Origin of the sequence: Dyadobacter arcticus, assembly GCF_011762185.1 — a bacterium.
Lineage (GTDB): Bacteria > Bacteroidota > Bacteroidia > Cytophagales > Spirosomataceae > Dyadobacter > Dyadobacter arcticus.
Genome location: NZ_JAASQJ010000004.1, coordinates 519813 through 533961, shown reverse-complemented (window position 1 = coordinate 533961; position 14149 = coordinate 519813). Strand labels below are relative to the sequence as shown.

At 44.4% G+C, this 14149-nt stretch carries 11 protein-coding genes and 1 pseudogene; 2 read left to right on the top strand and 10 right to left on the bottom strand.

Annotation, left to right across the window (positions count from 1 at the left end):
* Position 1 precedes the first annotated feature (1 nt).
* The 3 genes from FHS68_RS21090 to FHS68_RS21080 form a co-directional block, all read right to left on the bottom strand.
* Complete coding sequence (locus tag FHS68_RS21090; protein WP_167274480.1) at positions 2-2176, bottom strand: c-type cytochrome domain-containing protein; 2175 nt, start codon at positions 2174-2176, stop codon at positions 2-4.
* Positions 2177-2224: 48 nt separating this feature from the next.
* A complete protein-coding gene (locus tag FHS68_RS21085; protein ID WP_167274477.1) occupies positions 2225-3679 on the bottom strand; it encodes a DUF1501 domain-containing protein in 1455 nt (484 codons plus the stop codon).
* Between the two features lie 142 nt (positions 3680-3821).
* Positions 3822-6143, bottom strand: a complete 2322-nt coding sequence (locus tag FHS68_RS21080) for a PSD1 and planctomycete cytochrome C domain-containing protein (protein WP_167274474.1) — start codon at positions 6141-6143, stop codon at positions 3822-3824.
* 149 nt (positions 6144-6292) lie between these two features.
* Between FHS68_RS21080 and FHS68_RS21075 the strand changes: the two genes are divergently transcribed.
* Both FHS68_RS21075 and FHS68_RS21070 read left to right on the top strand, forming a co-directional pair.
* Positions 6293-6940: a hypothetical protein gene (locus FHS68_RS21075; RefSeq protein ID WP_167274472.1), complete on the top strand. Its 648-nt coding sequence runs from the start codon at positions 6293-6295 to the stop codon at positions 6938-6940.
* Between the two features lie 10 nt (positions 6941-6950).
* Complete coding sequence (locus FHS68_RS21070) at positions 6951-7544, top strand: class I SAM-dependent methyltransferase (protein ID WP_167274469.1); 594 nt, start codon at positions 6951-6953, stop codon at positions 7542-7544.
* Positions 7545-7568: 24 nt separating this feature from the next.
* Here FHS68_RS21070 and FHS68_RS21065 read toward each other — a convergent pair whose 3' ends face one another.
* From FHS68_RS21065 to FHS68_RS21035, 7 genes and pseudogenes are all read right to left on the bottom strand, one after another.
* Complete coding sequence (locus FHS68_RS21065) at positions 7569-8801, bottom strand: multidrug effflux MFS transporter (protein ID WP_167274466.1); 1233 nt, start codon at positions 8799-8801, stop codon at positions 7569-7571.
* A gap of 162 nt (positions 8802-8963) precedes the next feature.
* Positions 8964-9311 (bottom strand): hypothetical protein, encoded by a 348-nt coding sequence (locus tag FHS68_RS21060; RefSeq protein WP_167274464.1) that lies wholly within the window; start codon positions 9309-9311, stop codon positions 8964-8966.
* Positions 9312-9406: 95 nt separating this feature from the next.
* Positions 9407-9639, bottom strand: a pseudogene (locus FHS68_RS26840) (HepT-like ribonuclease domain-containing protein).
* Between the two features lie 159 nt (positions 9640-9798).
* A complete protein-coding gene (locus FHS68_RS26835) occupies positions 9799-10038 on the bottom strand; it encodes a nucleotidyltransferase family protein (RefSeq protein WP_208408379.1) in 240 nt (79 codons plus the stop codon).
* 113 nt (positions 10039-10151) lie between these two features.
* Positions 10152-12389, bottom strand: coding sequence for a sodium-translocating pyrophosphatase (locus tag FHS68_RS21045; RefSeq protein WP_167274461.1), 2238 nt, complete (start codon positions 12387-12389; stop codon positions 10152-10154).
* A gap of 150 nt (positions 12390-12539) precedes the next feature.
* The gene (locus FHS68_RS21040) at positions 12540-13709 is read right to left on the bottom strand and encodes a DUF2062 domain-containing protein (RefSeq protein WP_167274459.1); all 1170 of its coding nucleotides are present in this window, start codon (positions 13707-13709) and stop codon (positions 12540-12542) included.
* A 67-nt stretch (positions 13710-13776) separates the two neighbouring features.
* Entirely contained in the window at positions 13777-14133 is a 357-nt protein-coding gene (locus FHS68_RS21035; RefSeq protein WP_167274456.1) for an ApeI family dehydratase, read from the bottom strand.
* Between the last annotated feature and the right edge of the window lie 16 nt (positions 14134-14149).

Here is a 14149-nt window from a genome sequence, read left to right as displayed (position 1 = left end):
ATCAGTTCAGGAACATTTCGTCGACTAACAAAAGTGCCTTGTTTCCTTTGCTGCGGTGCCAATCCGGTATTTTATTTAGTGGTTTTGCTACGATTTTGAGATAAGAAACACTTTGTGGCTTGAATGTTCCCTCTATGCTTTTCAACGTTGGCTTGTCGCCTTTGACGGGCAATGTTGCTTTGAATTTGGTTAGGAGTTTCAAATTCCCGGCATTATCACCTCCCCAAACTTCGACCAGCTCCGGCGGGAATATTCCGGTATCTTCTTCCACCATATAATGCAAGCCCACTGACGACAGCAGAATTGGCTTTTTAAATTCAGAGACAAATGCCATATCATTATCTTTAACTCCCGCCCAGTTGTTAGCCCAGGCGGGGTTGTTAGCACCGATAACACCCAATTTATGATCGAAAAATGTCTTTGCACCCTCAGCCTGATGCACCCGGTTCAGCGGAGCCAGTAAATTCACACTATCCGGATTATATGCACTTTTGAAGAAGTCAAAAGTGGCCAACTCGCTTCCATACCAACCCTTTTTGTAAGCCTTTGCCTTAATGATTTGGCTCTTTGTCAGAACGGTCTTACGTTCAAATAATGGAGAATTGATGCTGTCCGGCTCCGTTCCATCTGTGGTGTAGCGAATATCAACACCTTTAATGGGATGCTTCAAATCCAGCGGAAGCGACTGCGCGAAAATGGTCGAGCTATTTTTAACCTGAGGAGGATTTAATTGCAAAGGATTCATTCCATCGTCCTTGAAACCACCCAGGATTTCCAGGTTCCTATAAGTCTTTTTTAATTGCTCCACGTCTGCGGCGGATAATTTCGTATCCCAGACAGCAACGGTTTTCAAACTTTTCAGATTTGGAAGCAACCCTTTCAAATCATTGAAATCCAGCTTGGTACCCGAAAGTGTGAGGTTTTGCAAATGTTTTAAAGAGGAAAGCTCCTTCAATCCCAGGGCAGTAACATTTGTAAAATTCAAGTCCAGCTTTTGCAGATTCTCAAATTGCGCAATACTCTTCACATCCTGATCTTTCACAGGCATCTTATTGAGATTCAAAGAGATAACCTGTTTTCTAATTGCACTTAAGTCATCGAGTTGCTTCACAGTGTAAGCGCTGCCATTGTAAATATTGACTGCCAGCGCAGGCGATTCCCTGGCCAAGGGAAGTATCGTCCTGTAATCTGTATTCAGCTTTGTGATGTCCTCCTGATCCACAGCCGGGAAATCATATTCTTCCTCCCGCTGGGCAGGTAACAAATAGGCCGATGCTATGATCCGCAATGAATCATTCGGTGGCAGATCCGTCAGCTTTTTCTTAAAATCCGCCTTCTGTTTGACCCATAATGCCAACAATGAAATTTCCTGCAAAGTAAGTTGGGACTTACCCGACGGCGGCATATGCTTTTTTTCTTCTGTTGGCAAATGCACCCTTTGCAGCAGCAGGCTCATTTTTGGATCGCCCGGAACCAATAACTTTCCGGATTTCCCTCCTTTTAAAATCGATTCCGGATCGGTCAGGATCAATTCTCCTTTGAGCTTGTCAGGATTATGGCAACTGGTACATTTCTGATCGAAAATGGGTTTGATCACATTCGTATAAACCACAGCCTGGTCCAGCGGAACAGCAGCCATTTCTTTTTCGATTAAGACAGGCTCCCAGATAAAATCAGTTCCGTGGGTTAATGCCGCACCATAATGTCCTGTCATAATAAGAGCTACGACAGTTACAAAAGCAGCAGTTTTGGCAAACGGTGCTTTATACCAATTGGTGTTTCGGACCCAATAAATAAGGGATGAGATGAAAAAAATACCCGCGCCTGTCCATTTATGGTAAGTAAGTGTCGCACCCTCATAACCTTCCTCCCTGGAAAGAAAAAGACCCATTATGACAGTAACCGCCGCGAACAGGGCGCCTACCAAAAGCAAATTCTGTAAAAAATTCTTATAGAAAGGGTTTGTGGCATAATCGGCCCGGAAACGAAAAAATTCCAGCAGCATCGCAAGCAGCAAAATTACGATTGGGAAATGCAGGATCAGCGGATGCATGCGGCCCACAGTTTGCAGCCAGGCCGGAATAACCAATTTGTTCTCAAAAAGCAGCAGAAATAAAATAAAAATATTGGAAGCTACTAAAACCTGTTCCGCAAAAACCCTAAATCGTAAATGCATTTAAAATCGACCCGAAAAATTTGAGTAACTATATAAATTAGAAGGTAATTAGCTAATAATGTCCTTTACCACTTTACCGGAAACATCGGTGAGCCGGTATCTTCTTCCCAAATGTTTGAAAATAAGTTTTTCATGGTTAAGGCCCAGCTGATGCAGGATAGTAGCCTGAAAATCATGTACATGCACAGGATTCTTCGCAATGTTGTAACCCAATTCATCCGTTTCTCCATACACAATCCCTGGTTTGATTCCTCCACCGGCCATCCAGATTGTAAAGCATCTCGGATGGTGGTCACGCCCATAATTATCAGCCGTCAGTTTGCCTTGCGTATAACTAGTTCGTCCAAACTCACCCCCCCAAATCACCAATGTTTCGTCCAGCAAACCCCGTTGTTTGAGGTCGGTAACCAGTGCCGCGGACGCCTGGTCGACATCCATGGCCTGTTTGCTTATTTCAAAAGGCAGGTTTCCATGCTGGTCCCATCCTTGGTGATAAAGCTGTACAAAACGAACGCCGTTTTCGGAAAGTTTACGAGCTAGCAGGCAATTGGCCGCATAAGTGCCCGGCACAAGGCATTCAGGGCCGTAAAGCTTGATAATGTCATCCGATTCTTTGGAAAGATCCATCACCTCGGGCACCGCAGTCTGCATGCGATAAGCCATTTCATATTGCTTGATCTTCGCAGTAATCTCCGGGTCACCGAACTCCTGGTACGACAGTTCGTTCAACTGAGAAAGGTTATCGAGCATATCCCGGCGATCATGGCGATCCATTCCTTCCGGATCGCGCAGATACAATACAGGGTCTTCACCCTTACTAAATTGCACGCCCTGATGAACTGAGTCCAGAAAACCGTTTGACCACAGTTTGGAATAAACTCCTTGTCCATTACCCACTCCTCGCGAAAGCAAAACAGTGAAATTTGGAAGGTTTTTATTTTCATTTCCCAAACCATAACTTAGCCAAGAACCCATGCTGGGCCTGTTTCCTTGCTGGGAACCGGTTTGAAGGAATGTTAAAGCCGGATCATGATTAATCGCCTCGGTATACATAGACCGCACAATGCAGAGGTCGTCGACAATTTTGGAAGTATAGGGCAAGAGATTGCTCACCCAAGCCTGTGATTGGCCATATTGTTTGAAATCCACAAAAGAACCTACCAACGGAAAAGAAGCCTGATTGGCCGTCATGCCCGTCAAACGCTGTGTACCACGAACCGATGGCGGAATTTCCTGGCCCAGCATCTCACGCAGCTTGGGCTTATAATCAAACAATTCCTGTTGCGAAGGAGCACCATTTTGGAACATATAAATCACCCTCTTCGCCTTAGGGGCAAAATGTGGAATCCCTGGCGCCAAGCCGTCCTCCTCCAACCCTTTCCCATTCAACAGATCCGGCATTAACAATGACCCCAAAGCCACGCCGCCAATCCCCAGGCTCATGGTGGATAGGAAACGTCTCCTATTAAAATTAAACCCGTGTTCTAAGATTTCCTTTTCCATATTCTTGAGCTATTAGCTGCTAGCTTTTAGCTATTAGCTTTTTTGTTTGCTATCACGATTCTTGCCATTTTCAATCCAATGTTATTACTCAGTTAACCGAAGCTACAGGCTAATAGCTAATAGCTTATAGCCAACAGCTCCCTCACGACTTCGTTATCGTCTCTTCCAAATTATAAATCGTCGAAATCACCCGCATTAATGATGCCAATGTCTTCTTATCCAGGTTCTTTATCATTGGATACTCTCCCACTGCGATCATTTTTTCTGCGGTTTGAGGTTTGATGATTTTGAGCTGCTGGTTGTAATAACTGGTCAAAACTTCCAGTTCCTTTTCATTGGGCGTGCGGCATACAATGAGCCTAAATGCTTTGCTCAGCTTTTCCTTACTGTCAGATTTTTCTTGTAAAAGCTTGGTCGCCAGCACTCTCGACGCTTCCAATACTGCCGGATCGTTCATCATTACCAATGCCTGCAAGGGGGTATTGGTTTTCAACCGTTTCACCTCACACAAATCCCTGTTACTGGCATCAAAAATGCTCATTGTCGGTGGCGGCACCGTCCTTTTTATCAATGTGTACATTCCTCTCCTGTAAAGACTTGCACCATGATCCTGGTTGTAAACCGAAAGCAATCCCCGGCCTGAGGTAGCTCCTTCCCAAAGCCCGGCCGGCTGATAGGGCTTGACACTGGGCCCGCCAATGGTTTTATTAAGCAGGCCGCTGCTTGCCAGTACCAGATCCTTAATGTATTCAGCATGAATGCGATAGCGCGGGCCTCTTGCCAAAAGAATGTTATCAGGATCCACCCCAAGTTTCTCTTTTGTCACGATCGCAGATTGACGGTAGGTAGCGGAGGTAACCATTTGTGTTACCAATCGCTTGATATCCCAGTTATGTTCCATAAAATCAACCGCCAGCCAGTCCAGCAATGCAGGATGGCTTGGCAATTCACCCTGCATACCAAAATCGCCGGATGTCTTCACAATCCCTTTTCCAAAGAATTCCTGCCATAAAATATTCACGTAAACCCTTGCAGTCAATGGATTCTTTTTGTCAAAAAGCCATTTGGAAAGTCCGAGGCGGTTTTTAGGGTATTTGCTATCAAAAGGCAAAATCGAGGATGGTGTTCCAGGCTGCACTTCATCCCCTAAGGCGTCATAAACCCCTCTTTTTAGAATGTAAGTTTTCCTTGTGGTATCCAGGTCGCCCATGACAGAAACGATCAGTCGGTTGGTGTCAGGCTTGTTTACAAACGTCAGGATATTCTTGACATCGTCATTGCTGATCTCCATCAACGGTTTCTTCGCATAGGTCTCCGGACCACCAATAACCGATTCAATCCCAACTTCTTTGACGTTATTAAAAAAGGCGAACATCTGATAATATTCCTTTTGGGAAAATGGATCGTATTTATGATCGTGGCAATGGGCACATTCCAACGTGACGCCCAGAAGCCCTTTCCCGAACAGGTCATTACGGTCCGTCACATACATCGTTCTGTATTCCTCAGGGATGACCCCACCCTCTTCAGTAATCTTATGGTTCCGGTTGAAACCGGTTGCCAACAGCTGTTCCTTTGTCGAGTTAGGCAGCAGATCACCTGCGATTTGCCAGGTTACAAAATCATTATAATGCATGTTTTTGTTGAAAGCATGGATCACCCAATCCCTCCAGGGCCATTGGGTACGATAACCATCATCCTGATATCCATGCGAATCGGCATATCGGGCCAAGTCCAGCCAGTGAATCGCCATTTTCTCGCCATAAGCTGGATTTTGCAAAAGCTGATCAACCATTTTCTTGTAGGCATCAGCACTATTATCAGCCAGGAAATCGTCCATCATTTTTAAAGTGGGCGGCAATCCGGTCAGGTCAAGGCTCAGGCGTTTCAATAACCGCTCTTTGTCAGCTTCTTCATTTGGTTTCAGACCTTTTTGCTCTTGTTTTTGAAGAATGAAACGGTCAATTTCGTTTCTTGGCCATTTCTCGTCATCCACTTCCGGAAGGGCTGGTTTCTTTGGAGCCACAAACGCCCAATGTTTTTCATATTTCGCGCCTTGCTTGATCCACTTCTCGATCAGGTCTACTTCCCGCTGGCTAAGTTTCAGGTTGGATGCGGGGGGAGGCATTTTAAGTGACGTATCTTCGGTCGCAATTCGAATGTATGCCTGTGAAAGCTCCGGCTTGCCTGCCACAAGGGCATGGGCTTTTGGATTTTCCTGTAATGCTTTGAAAGCGCTTTCCGCAACATCCAGTCTCAATCCGGCTTCCCGTTTATTGGCATCCGGCCCATGGCAGGCCAGGCATTTATCGGAAAGGATTGGCCTGATATCAAAATTGTAGCTGACTAGTTCGGGTAGCTTTTCTTCAGCAGGCTGACCCGAAGGGGTTTGGTTACAGGATTGAAAAATCAATGCGACACAAGCCCAGAAAGAGGCAAAGGCAAATATTAACTTAAAATTCATGATACGGTTCAGGATTCAGTGTACTCTTTATCGTCAATATAAATAATTAACTAAAAAAATGTACATTTATTGATGCAATAATGCACATTTCCTGTTTATTAACTATCCTGTTCTATACTGTTCCTACCAAATTCTAACATTAAATCCTGATGAAACAACGAGTCCTTTTATCGATTTTACTGACCATAGTTGTCCTAACAAGCTTTGCCCCTGCCAAAATCGGGGTTTTTGAAAAGAGCGCGGATATCGGCAAGCCAAAATTGGAAGGCTCTTCCCGATATGACGCAGCGACAAAATCATATATCCTGAAAGGTGCCGGTTATAATATCTGGTTTGAAAGGGATGAATTTCAATACTTGTTCCGCGAAATGACCGGCGATTTTACGGTAACCGCAGATTTTGAGCTGACCGGAAAAGGTACCGACGCACACCGGAAAGTAGGTTGGATGGTGAGAGAATCCACTGACGGGGACGCATCGCATTTGAGTGCAGTAGTCCATGGCGACGGACTTACTGTTTTGCAATGGCGGGTTGCCAAAGGGGAGAAAATGCGAGATCCGGAAGATGAGATTTTCAGCAAAGAAAAGAATATTCAAACCGCACAGGTGGAGCGAAAAGGGACTGAATATACCATGAGAGCAGCTGCCAAAGGCGCTCCCTTACAGACTGTTGGCGCGCATGAAATGAAGAATTTGACGGATAAGGTGCTCGTCGGTCTTTTTATTTGCTCCCATAATCCCGAAGTCGTGGAAGAAGGCCGCGTTACAAATGTACAAATCGTACAAGGCAAGAAATAGGCTGAAAGCTATGGGACTAAGAACCTACATCAGAGAAAACTTCATACTGGACATTAAGCCCTATAAACCAAAGCACTTGAGTAGGCCTGAGAAGATGCTTGAAATCGTTTCTGCGTGGAAAGGATTAGAGCTGATTATTGAAGATATTATCAATCAATTCGATCTTAAAAAGGACCGGTGCATTGAGTTTGGCGTAGAGTTTGGGTATTCGTCAGTCGTATTTTCGAATTATTTCAAATCCGTAACCGGCGTCGACACATTTGAGGGAGACGAGCATACCATCAATAAAAGTGAGCATTTCGCTGAAACCAGCGCCCAGCTTGCCGTATATCCCAATATCGAATTAATCAAATCGGATTATAAAGACTGGATTGCACAGGATAACTCACGATATAACCTGGCCCATGTGGACATTGTCCACAATTACGAGGAAACCTATGAGTGTGGATTATGGGCAGCCAAGCATAGCGACTGTACGATTTTTCACGATACCGAAAGCTTTCCGGCTGTCAGGCAGGCAGTGAAAGATCTTGCCAAAGCCACAGGGCAAAAGCTTTATAACTACCCTCAGCATTTTGGTTTGGGGATCCTGGTCAATCAATAAGATCGGTGAAGCTGCTGTAAATCTCTACAACAGAACGGAAATTTCATCCTCAATATCTCTTCCTCTTGCCTGATGTTTGACAACCGCATTTCCGGTAAACAGGATGACCAAGCCGCCCATTACACAAAAGGCCATCGTTCCAGCCATTGGCATGGCCGTTTGGTTATGAAGAAAACTAACTACGCCGGAAAGCAAAGCACCTGTACCCATCCGCCAGCTGCCCAGCAATGCCGAGGCACTTCCAGTGTGTTTCCTGAACGGCGCTAACGACAGTGCAGAAGTATTGGGGCCTGTCAACCCTTGTCCCGTCAGAAAGAGGAACATCATTCCGATCAGGCACAGCAAACCAAACCAGTTGTTGTAAATACCCAGAATCAGGATTATACCTAATACGCTTTGATAAATCAGCGTTGCTTTAATAATCTGCTCACTCTTAAACCTCCTGAGCAGCAAATGGTTAAGCTGCGTCGAGCCAATCATAGCAAAAGCCAGAAATGCAAAAATCCATCCGTATTGTTGTTCTGTAACATGATAAATGTTCATAAAAACATCAGAAGATCCGGCGATGTAGGCAAAAGTAGCAGCATTGGCAAGCCCGCCGGCGAACGTGTAAATGGCAAATTGCGGCTGCCTGATGACCGTTGCATATCCATTTAGCACAGCTTTTGGACGCAATGAAACTGAGTTGTCAGGTTCCTTGCCGGTGGGCAGAAAAAAATAAACTGCAACAACGATAAGACTCACGATCCCTGCCAGGATAATGAAGACCCACTGCCATGCCATATTAGATGTAACATATCCGCCTACTGTTGGCGCTATCATCGGGGAAACGGCTATAACCAGCGTAATAGACGAAAACGCTTCTGCCCTTCTTTCGACTGGGAAAAGATCGCTTACAAGTGCCTGAGAAGCCACCATACCTGCACAACCACCTATGGCCTGCAAAAAGCGCATACCAATAAGCGCATCGACAGAGGAAGTGAGCGAACAGCCGAAAGAGGCGATAATGTAAACGACAAGTCCAGTGTATAAAGGTTTTTTTCGTCCAAAACGATCAACCAGCGGGCCGTATAACATTTGCCCGAAACAAATTCCAATAAAATAACTGGTTAAGGAAAGTTGAACCTTATCAATCGTCGTGTGAAGGTCTGCGGCGATCCTTGGAAAACCCGGCAGATACATATCAATGGAAAACGGACTAACGGTCGCCAATGATCCTAAAATCAGAATAAGGTAAAAGTATTGCTTGTGACTCATGGCCTAAAAGTATTAAATTCTTAACCGGCATCGATCCGATTTAAGTTCCTACGATTCCTGCGTCATTAGTTCTGACCACCTTCTTTATACGAATATCTATCTATAAGCGCAAAAAAAATCCCGGCTGATGTGGCCGGGATTTTTCAATGCATTAAGGTCAGATTATTTATTATCTGTTTTATCCTTCACATCCTCTTTCAATTCTTTTGCTTCTTTTTTGGTTGCTTTATAAGCTTTTTTTGTGCCTTTTTTAGTTGCGTCGTACGCTTTCTCAGTACCATCCGCTACTTTGTTTGCACCTTTTTTTGCTCCGTCAGCAACAGCTTCTGCGCCTTCTTCGGTTTTTTCACCTACGATCTTGGCGTCTTTTTTAATCTCCTTACCTGCTTTTTTCCCGGCAGCTTTCGTTTCGCTTACCGCTTTCTCTCCCTTAGTCTGATCTGCATCCTGAGCAAACGCGGCTGTTGACAATCCTATTACCAATGCAGCCAGAACAAATACTTTTTTCATGATTTCCTGTTTTGTTGAAATAATTGCCGGGATGTTTAGAAGGTTAATCCGTTCTCATGTCCCCGACGGTTTCTTGTTCAACAAAAATCATTCCCTTAATCCATCTCCAAAATTATTTGTCCAATCTGTAGCTTGATGTCCGGGATTATATTTTTTGCAACATCCCAAACTATGAGGTAGTTAACCCCCATATAATCGTGAATAATCTATCTCTCATGCCCGCCATATTTTTCCAGGCAATGTTGTTCCAGGATAATTTAACGTCAACAGGGATTTTCTTGGTCGCCTCTCCAATAATCTCAAGACTCCTCACCACCGCTCTTTTCATAACTTCATCTTGAAGGAAATTATCTCTGAGAGTTTCTTCGGTTATCGCCAAGCTGATGAACTCGCACTCAATTAAAATATGGCGTAGGTATTCAACGTATTCCTTAGACATATTCAACATTTCTTAAAATATGTGGCCCAATAAAAGGACTTAACCCCTTTAGTGAACAATGTCCAAATTCCTTCCCTGAAAAGCTGATTCGAGAAAGTCACATGTGTTGATACAATTGTTATACGTTTCCCGGTCGTCTTCAAAATCAATTAAGATATCAATATCGCTTTCTTCATTCATTGTGTCCCGCTGCGCAGAGCCGAACAAACCCAACTTGGATACTCCCCAAGCCTGCAACTGTGGTTTAGAAGATAATAAGATTTGTTTTATGACTGATTTGTGAAGCATTGAGAGTTCCCTATGATATTTTGTATTTGTAAAAATAATGATTGCAGTCCTTATTAAACAAAAAAAAGGTGCTCAAACAAAATGTCGAGCACCTTTACTCACGTTTTTAGTATCTAATTCAAAACCTTCGCAGCTTGATAAGAGGCAAACACTTTATCACCCTTATCTGCTGCCTTTACCGTCGAGGCTTTAGCGGTCACAGTTTGATTGGTTTTTTTCACATCTAAGCTATGAGCATCTGATTTGTCAACGGCAATGTGCGGGGCAATTACCAGTGAAACGATGGACATAAGCTTAATTAAAATGTTCATGGAAGGACCTGAAGTATCTTTGAAAGGATCACCAACTGTATCACCAGTTACCGCAGCCTTGTGGGGTTCAGATTTTTTGTAAAACGTCTCCCCGTTGATCACAGCACCCTTTTCAAACGATTTTTTTGCATTATCCCAAGCACCGCCCGCATTGTTTTGGAAAATACCCATTAATACGCCTGAAACGGTAACCCCGGCAAGCGTGCCGCCAAGTACCTCAGGTCCAAAAAGGAAACCTACCAGTACAGGCACTATCAATGCAATTAAACCGGGCGCAACCATTTCTTTGATTGAAGCTTGGGTAGAAATCGCAACGCATTTGTCATATTCAGGCTTTGCAGTACCTTCCATAATGCCCGGAATCTCGCGGAATTGCCTCCGTACTTCCTCTACCATTTTCATCGCTGCGCGCCCCACAGCTGCAATAGCTAGGGATGAAAATATAAATGGAATCATGGCGCCGACAAATAACCCCGCCAGCACATTCGCTTTATAAATATCAATAGAATTAATTCCTGCTACCCCGCAAAATGCTGCAAAAAGCGCTAGTGAGGTCAGTGCCGCAGATGCGATAGCAAAACCTTTTCCCGTGGCCGCAGTGGTGTTACCAACCGCGTCCAGGATGTCCGTCCGTCCACGCACTTCTTCGGGCAAATGTGCCATTTCAGCAATACCACCTGCATTATCCGCAATAGGACCAAATGCATCAATCGCTAATTGCATCGCGGTTGTTGCCATCATCCCCGCAGCTGCAATAGCTACACCATACAATCCTGCAAATTCATAGCTGATATAAATTCCGGCGGCCAAGACCAACGTTGGAATTACGGTAGATTCCATACCCACCGAAAGTCCGCCGATAATATTGGTAGCATGACCTGTGGAAGATTGATTTACAATCGATTGCACCGGGCGCTTGCCCATTGCAGTATAATACTCAGTCACCATTGACATAATCGCGCCAACAATAGAGCCCAGCAAAATAGCGAGATAAACGTCCATTGCATTAAAGTCAACACCACGGATTGTCAGATTACCTTCCGGCAACATCCACATGGTTAACGGATAACTCACGATGAGCACAATGATGACGGAAGCATAATTACCACGATTCAACGCGCCCTGAACATTGCCGTTGTCATCGCTGACACGAACAAGCAGCATTCCGATAATCGAAGCGATCAGGCCCATTCCGGCAATCACCATGGGCAAAAGAATTGGTGAAATACCGCCAAAATTATCCACTCCCTCTGCAACAATCTCACGTCCTAAAACCATCGTAGCCAGGATCGTCGCCACATAAGAGCCAAACAAATCGGCTCCCATACCTGCCACGTCACCTACGTTATCACCTACGTTATCCGCAATGGTAGCAGGGTTTCTCGGATCATCTTCGGGAATCCCAGCTTCCACCTTACCCACAAGGTCGGCACCAACATCAGCCGCTTTAGTGTAAATGCCACCCCCAACACGTGCAAAAAGCGCAATGGATTCGGCACCGAGCGAAAAACCGGCCAACACTTCAAGCACCTTTTCCATACCCAGGCCATTCACATCGGCAGGATCTACAAAAACGGAATAGAGAATAATGAAAAGACCTCCGAGACCAATTACGGCCAGACTGGCAACGCCAATACCCATCACTGAACCTCCTGTGAAAGAAACTTCCAATGCTTTGGTGAGGCTGGTACGTGCTGCCTGGGTCGTGCGAACATTCGACTTTGTCGCAATATTCATCCCTACATAACCAGCGAAAGCGGAAATAAAAGCACCGACCAAAAACGATATACCAATGAAGGCACTTGAATTCGCAACCAGCGTGCCTGAATAACCTAATAAAATGCTTACAATGATACCAAAGACAATGAGTACACGCCATTCGGCTTTTAGGAAGGCGAGGGCGCCGTCAGCGATTGCATCCGCTATTTCTTTCATTTCAGGACTCCCTGCATCCTGTTTGACGACCCAGCCTCTTTTAAAGAACATAACCAGCAGGCCAATAAGACCTAATGCCGGCACTAAATAGGTAATGTTACTCATGCGCGTTACAGTATTTGGTTAAAGGTTTTATAATTCCGTAAATATAGAGAATGACACCTCATAACAAAATCGCAAAAGCCTTATTTTTGATTAATTCGTATAGATTTTATGAAATTTTGTAGACAAACATTGAGGTGTTGCGATCAAAAACTAGTCATTTCTACGGTTTGATCGCAGCACAGAAAGCAAGGCGTAAGATATGATAAAACTCAGCCCGCCAAAGAGAACTGCGAGTAATGTCCCGCCCAGAAAATATTGTACGAAATTGACATGAATCGATTCCAATGTGAGGTCCTTCACCGAGGTTAGCTGGACCCCGTTTCTGTAAAATAACCCTCCGAATTGATAGCTTCCGAAAATGATAAAGGGGATCATTGGGGGAATGCTGATGTTGGCCGCAGTAAGGAAAAGTACTTTATTCATTTTAAAATAAATCGAAAGCGGGATCCCAATAAGCAATTGAAAACCCCAGATTGGCAGTACACCCATAAAAAAGCCGAATGCGATAGATTTAGCTTTAATCATATTAGACTCTTCTGGTTTGATGGCTTCGTGCAGAATAAACTTCCACAAACCCTTCTTGCGTAGATCAATCCAAAGCCGTTTAGGAAGGTAATACAGGAGTGTCAGGATGACCAGCCAGGTATTCAGAATGCTGATCCTTGTGAAATCGCGCCACGGCCGAAAATGACTTACGCGCTCTTTCTTATCATAAATGACATTGATATTTACCGGAATTATAGGCACATTTTTCCAGGCCAGCTTCACGATCACCTCGATTTCAGTCTCGAATTTAGTGGTGAATAACTTTGTGGTTTTTAAAGGTTCCAATGGATACAGCCGGTAACCAGTTTGAGTATCGGGTAACGTAATGCCCGTTTCGAATTTGAACCAAAAATTGGAGAATTTATTTCCAAATGAGCTTTTTCCGGGAACGCCCTCCTGCTCCATATTGCGGGAGCCCATCAGCACAGCACCCGGGTTCCGAAGGGCAGCTTCAATAAAAACCGGAATGTCAGACGCCAGATGCTGCCCGTCTGAGTCGATTGTAATGGCATTTTTATAGCCGAGTTTGATGGCCTCCAGAAACCCTCTCCGAAGTGAATACCCCTTACCGCGGTTTTCACTATTATTCAAAACCATCAATTTCAGACCATATGAAGCCAGCGTATAAACACTTTCGTCCGTGGAGCCGTCATTGACCACGATAATGGTTTCCTTATCAGCGAATTGCAATACACTGTCAATAACCCTTCGAAGCGTATTTTGGTTATTGTAGGTTGGAATTATAATGCAGCACTGAATATCTGAGAGGGTCATGAAAAGGGGTGGACTGTTTGCCTGGATTTAAATGTGTCCGTTTTAGTATCACGAGATAGCTTGCGAACTAATGATATGTTGCTTGCAGCTTGAAAAAAACAACGTCAGCCGAATAGCCGGTAGCAACCACTTCAAGCCTTTCCAGCTGTTTGAACGAGATTTTTATATTGAAAGATTTCGTCTTATCAGGATTGAGTATTTCCAAAAATTTGCATGTTTTGATGGCATTTAACCTAGGATCTCGCTGCAGATGGTTTTGCATGACCGCTTTAACCATTTGTAACAGGATTACGCCGGGAGTGACGGGCGATCCGGGGAAATGCCCTTTGTAAATAGGGTGTGTCGCGTTAATACTGACTTCTGAAACGATCTCTCCGTCGGCCCGGTCCATTTTGAGGATAGAAAATAAGTCGTTTTCCAGCATTTTGGAATAATGTTTC

What these genes read in the sequence shown, in the direction of transcription:
- FHS68_RS21065 (WP_167274466.1), bottom strand. Translation starts at nt 8,801, where the DNA reads ATGAGTCACAAGCAATACTTTTACCTTATTCTGATTTTAGGATCATTG.
- FHS68_RS21045 (WP_167274461.1), bottom strand. Translation starts at nt 12,389, where the DNA reads ATGAGTAACATTACCTATTTAGTGCCGGCATTAGGTCTTATTGGCCTG.
- FHS68_RS21035 (WP_167274456.1), bottom strand. Translation starts at nt 14,133, where the DNA reads ATGCTGGAAAACGACTTATTTTCTATCCTCAAAATGGACCGGGCCGAC.
- FHS68_RS21085 (WP_167274477.1), bottom strand. Translation starts at nt 3,679, where the DNA reads ATGGAAAAGGAAATCTTAGAACACGGGTTTAATTTTAATAGGAGACGT.
- FHS68_RS21075 (WP_167274472.1), top strand. Translation starts at nt 6,293, where the DNA reads ATGAAACAACGAGTCCTTTTATCGATTTTACTGACCATAGTTGTCCTA.
- FHS68_RS26835 (WP_208408379.1), bottom strand. Translation starts at nt 10,038, where the DNA reads ATGCTTCACAAATCAGTCATAAAACAAATCTTATTATCTTCTAAACCA.
- FHS68_RS21060 (WP_167274464.1), bottom strand. Translation starts at nt 9,311, where the DNA reads ATGAAAAAAGTATTTGTTCTGGCTGCATTGGTAATAGGATTGTCAACA.
- FHS68_RS21070 (WP_167274469.1), top strand. Translation starts at nt 6,951, where the DNA reads ATGGGACTAAGAACCTACATCAGAGAAAACTTCATACTGGACATTAAG.
- FHS68_RS21090 (WP_167274480.1), bottom strand. Translation starts at nt 2,176, where the DNA reads ATGCATTTACGATTTAGGGTTTTTGCGGAACAGGTTTTAGTAGCTTCC.
- FHS68_RS21080 (WP_167274474.1), bottom strand. Translation starts at nt 6,143, where the DNA reads ATGAATTTTAAGTTAATATTTGCCTTTGCCTCTTTCTGGGCTTGTGTC.
- FHS68_RS21040 (WP_167274459.1), bottom strand. Translation starts at nt 13,709, where the DNA reads ATGACCCTCTCAGATATTCAGTGCTGCATTATAATTCCAACCTACAAT.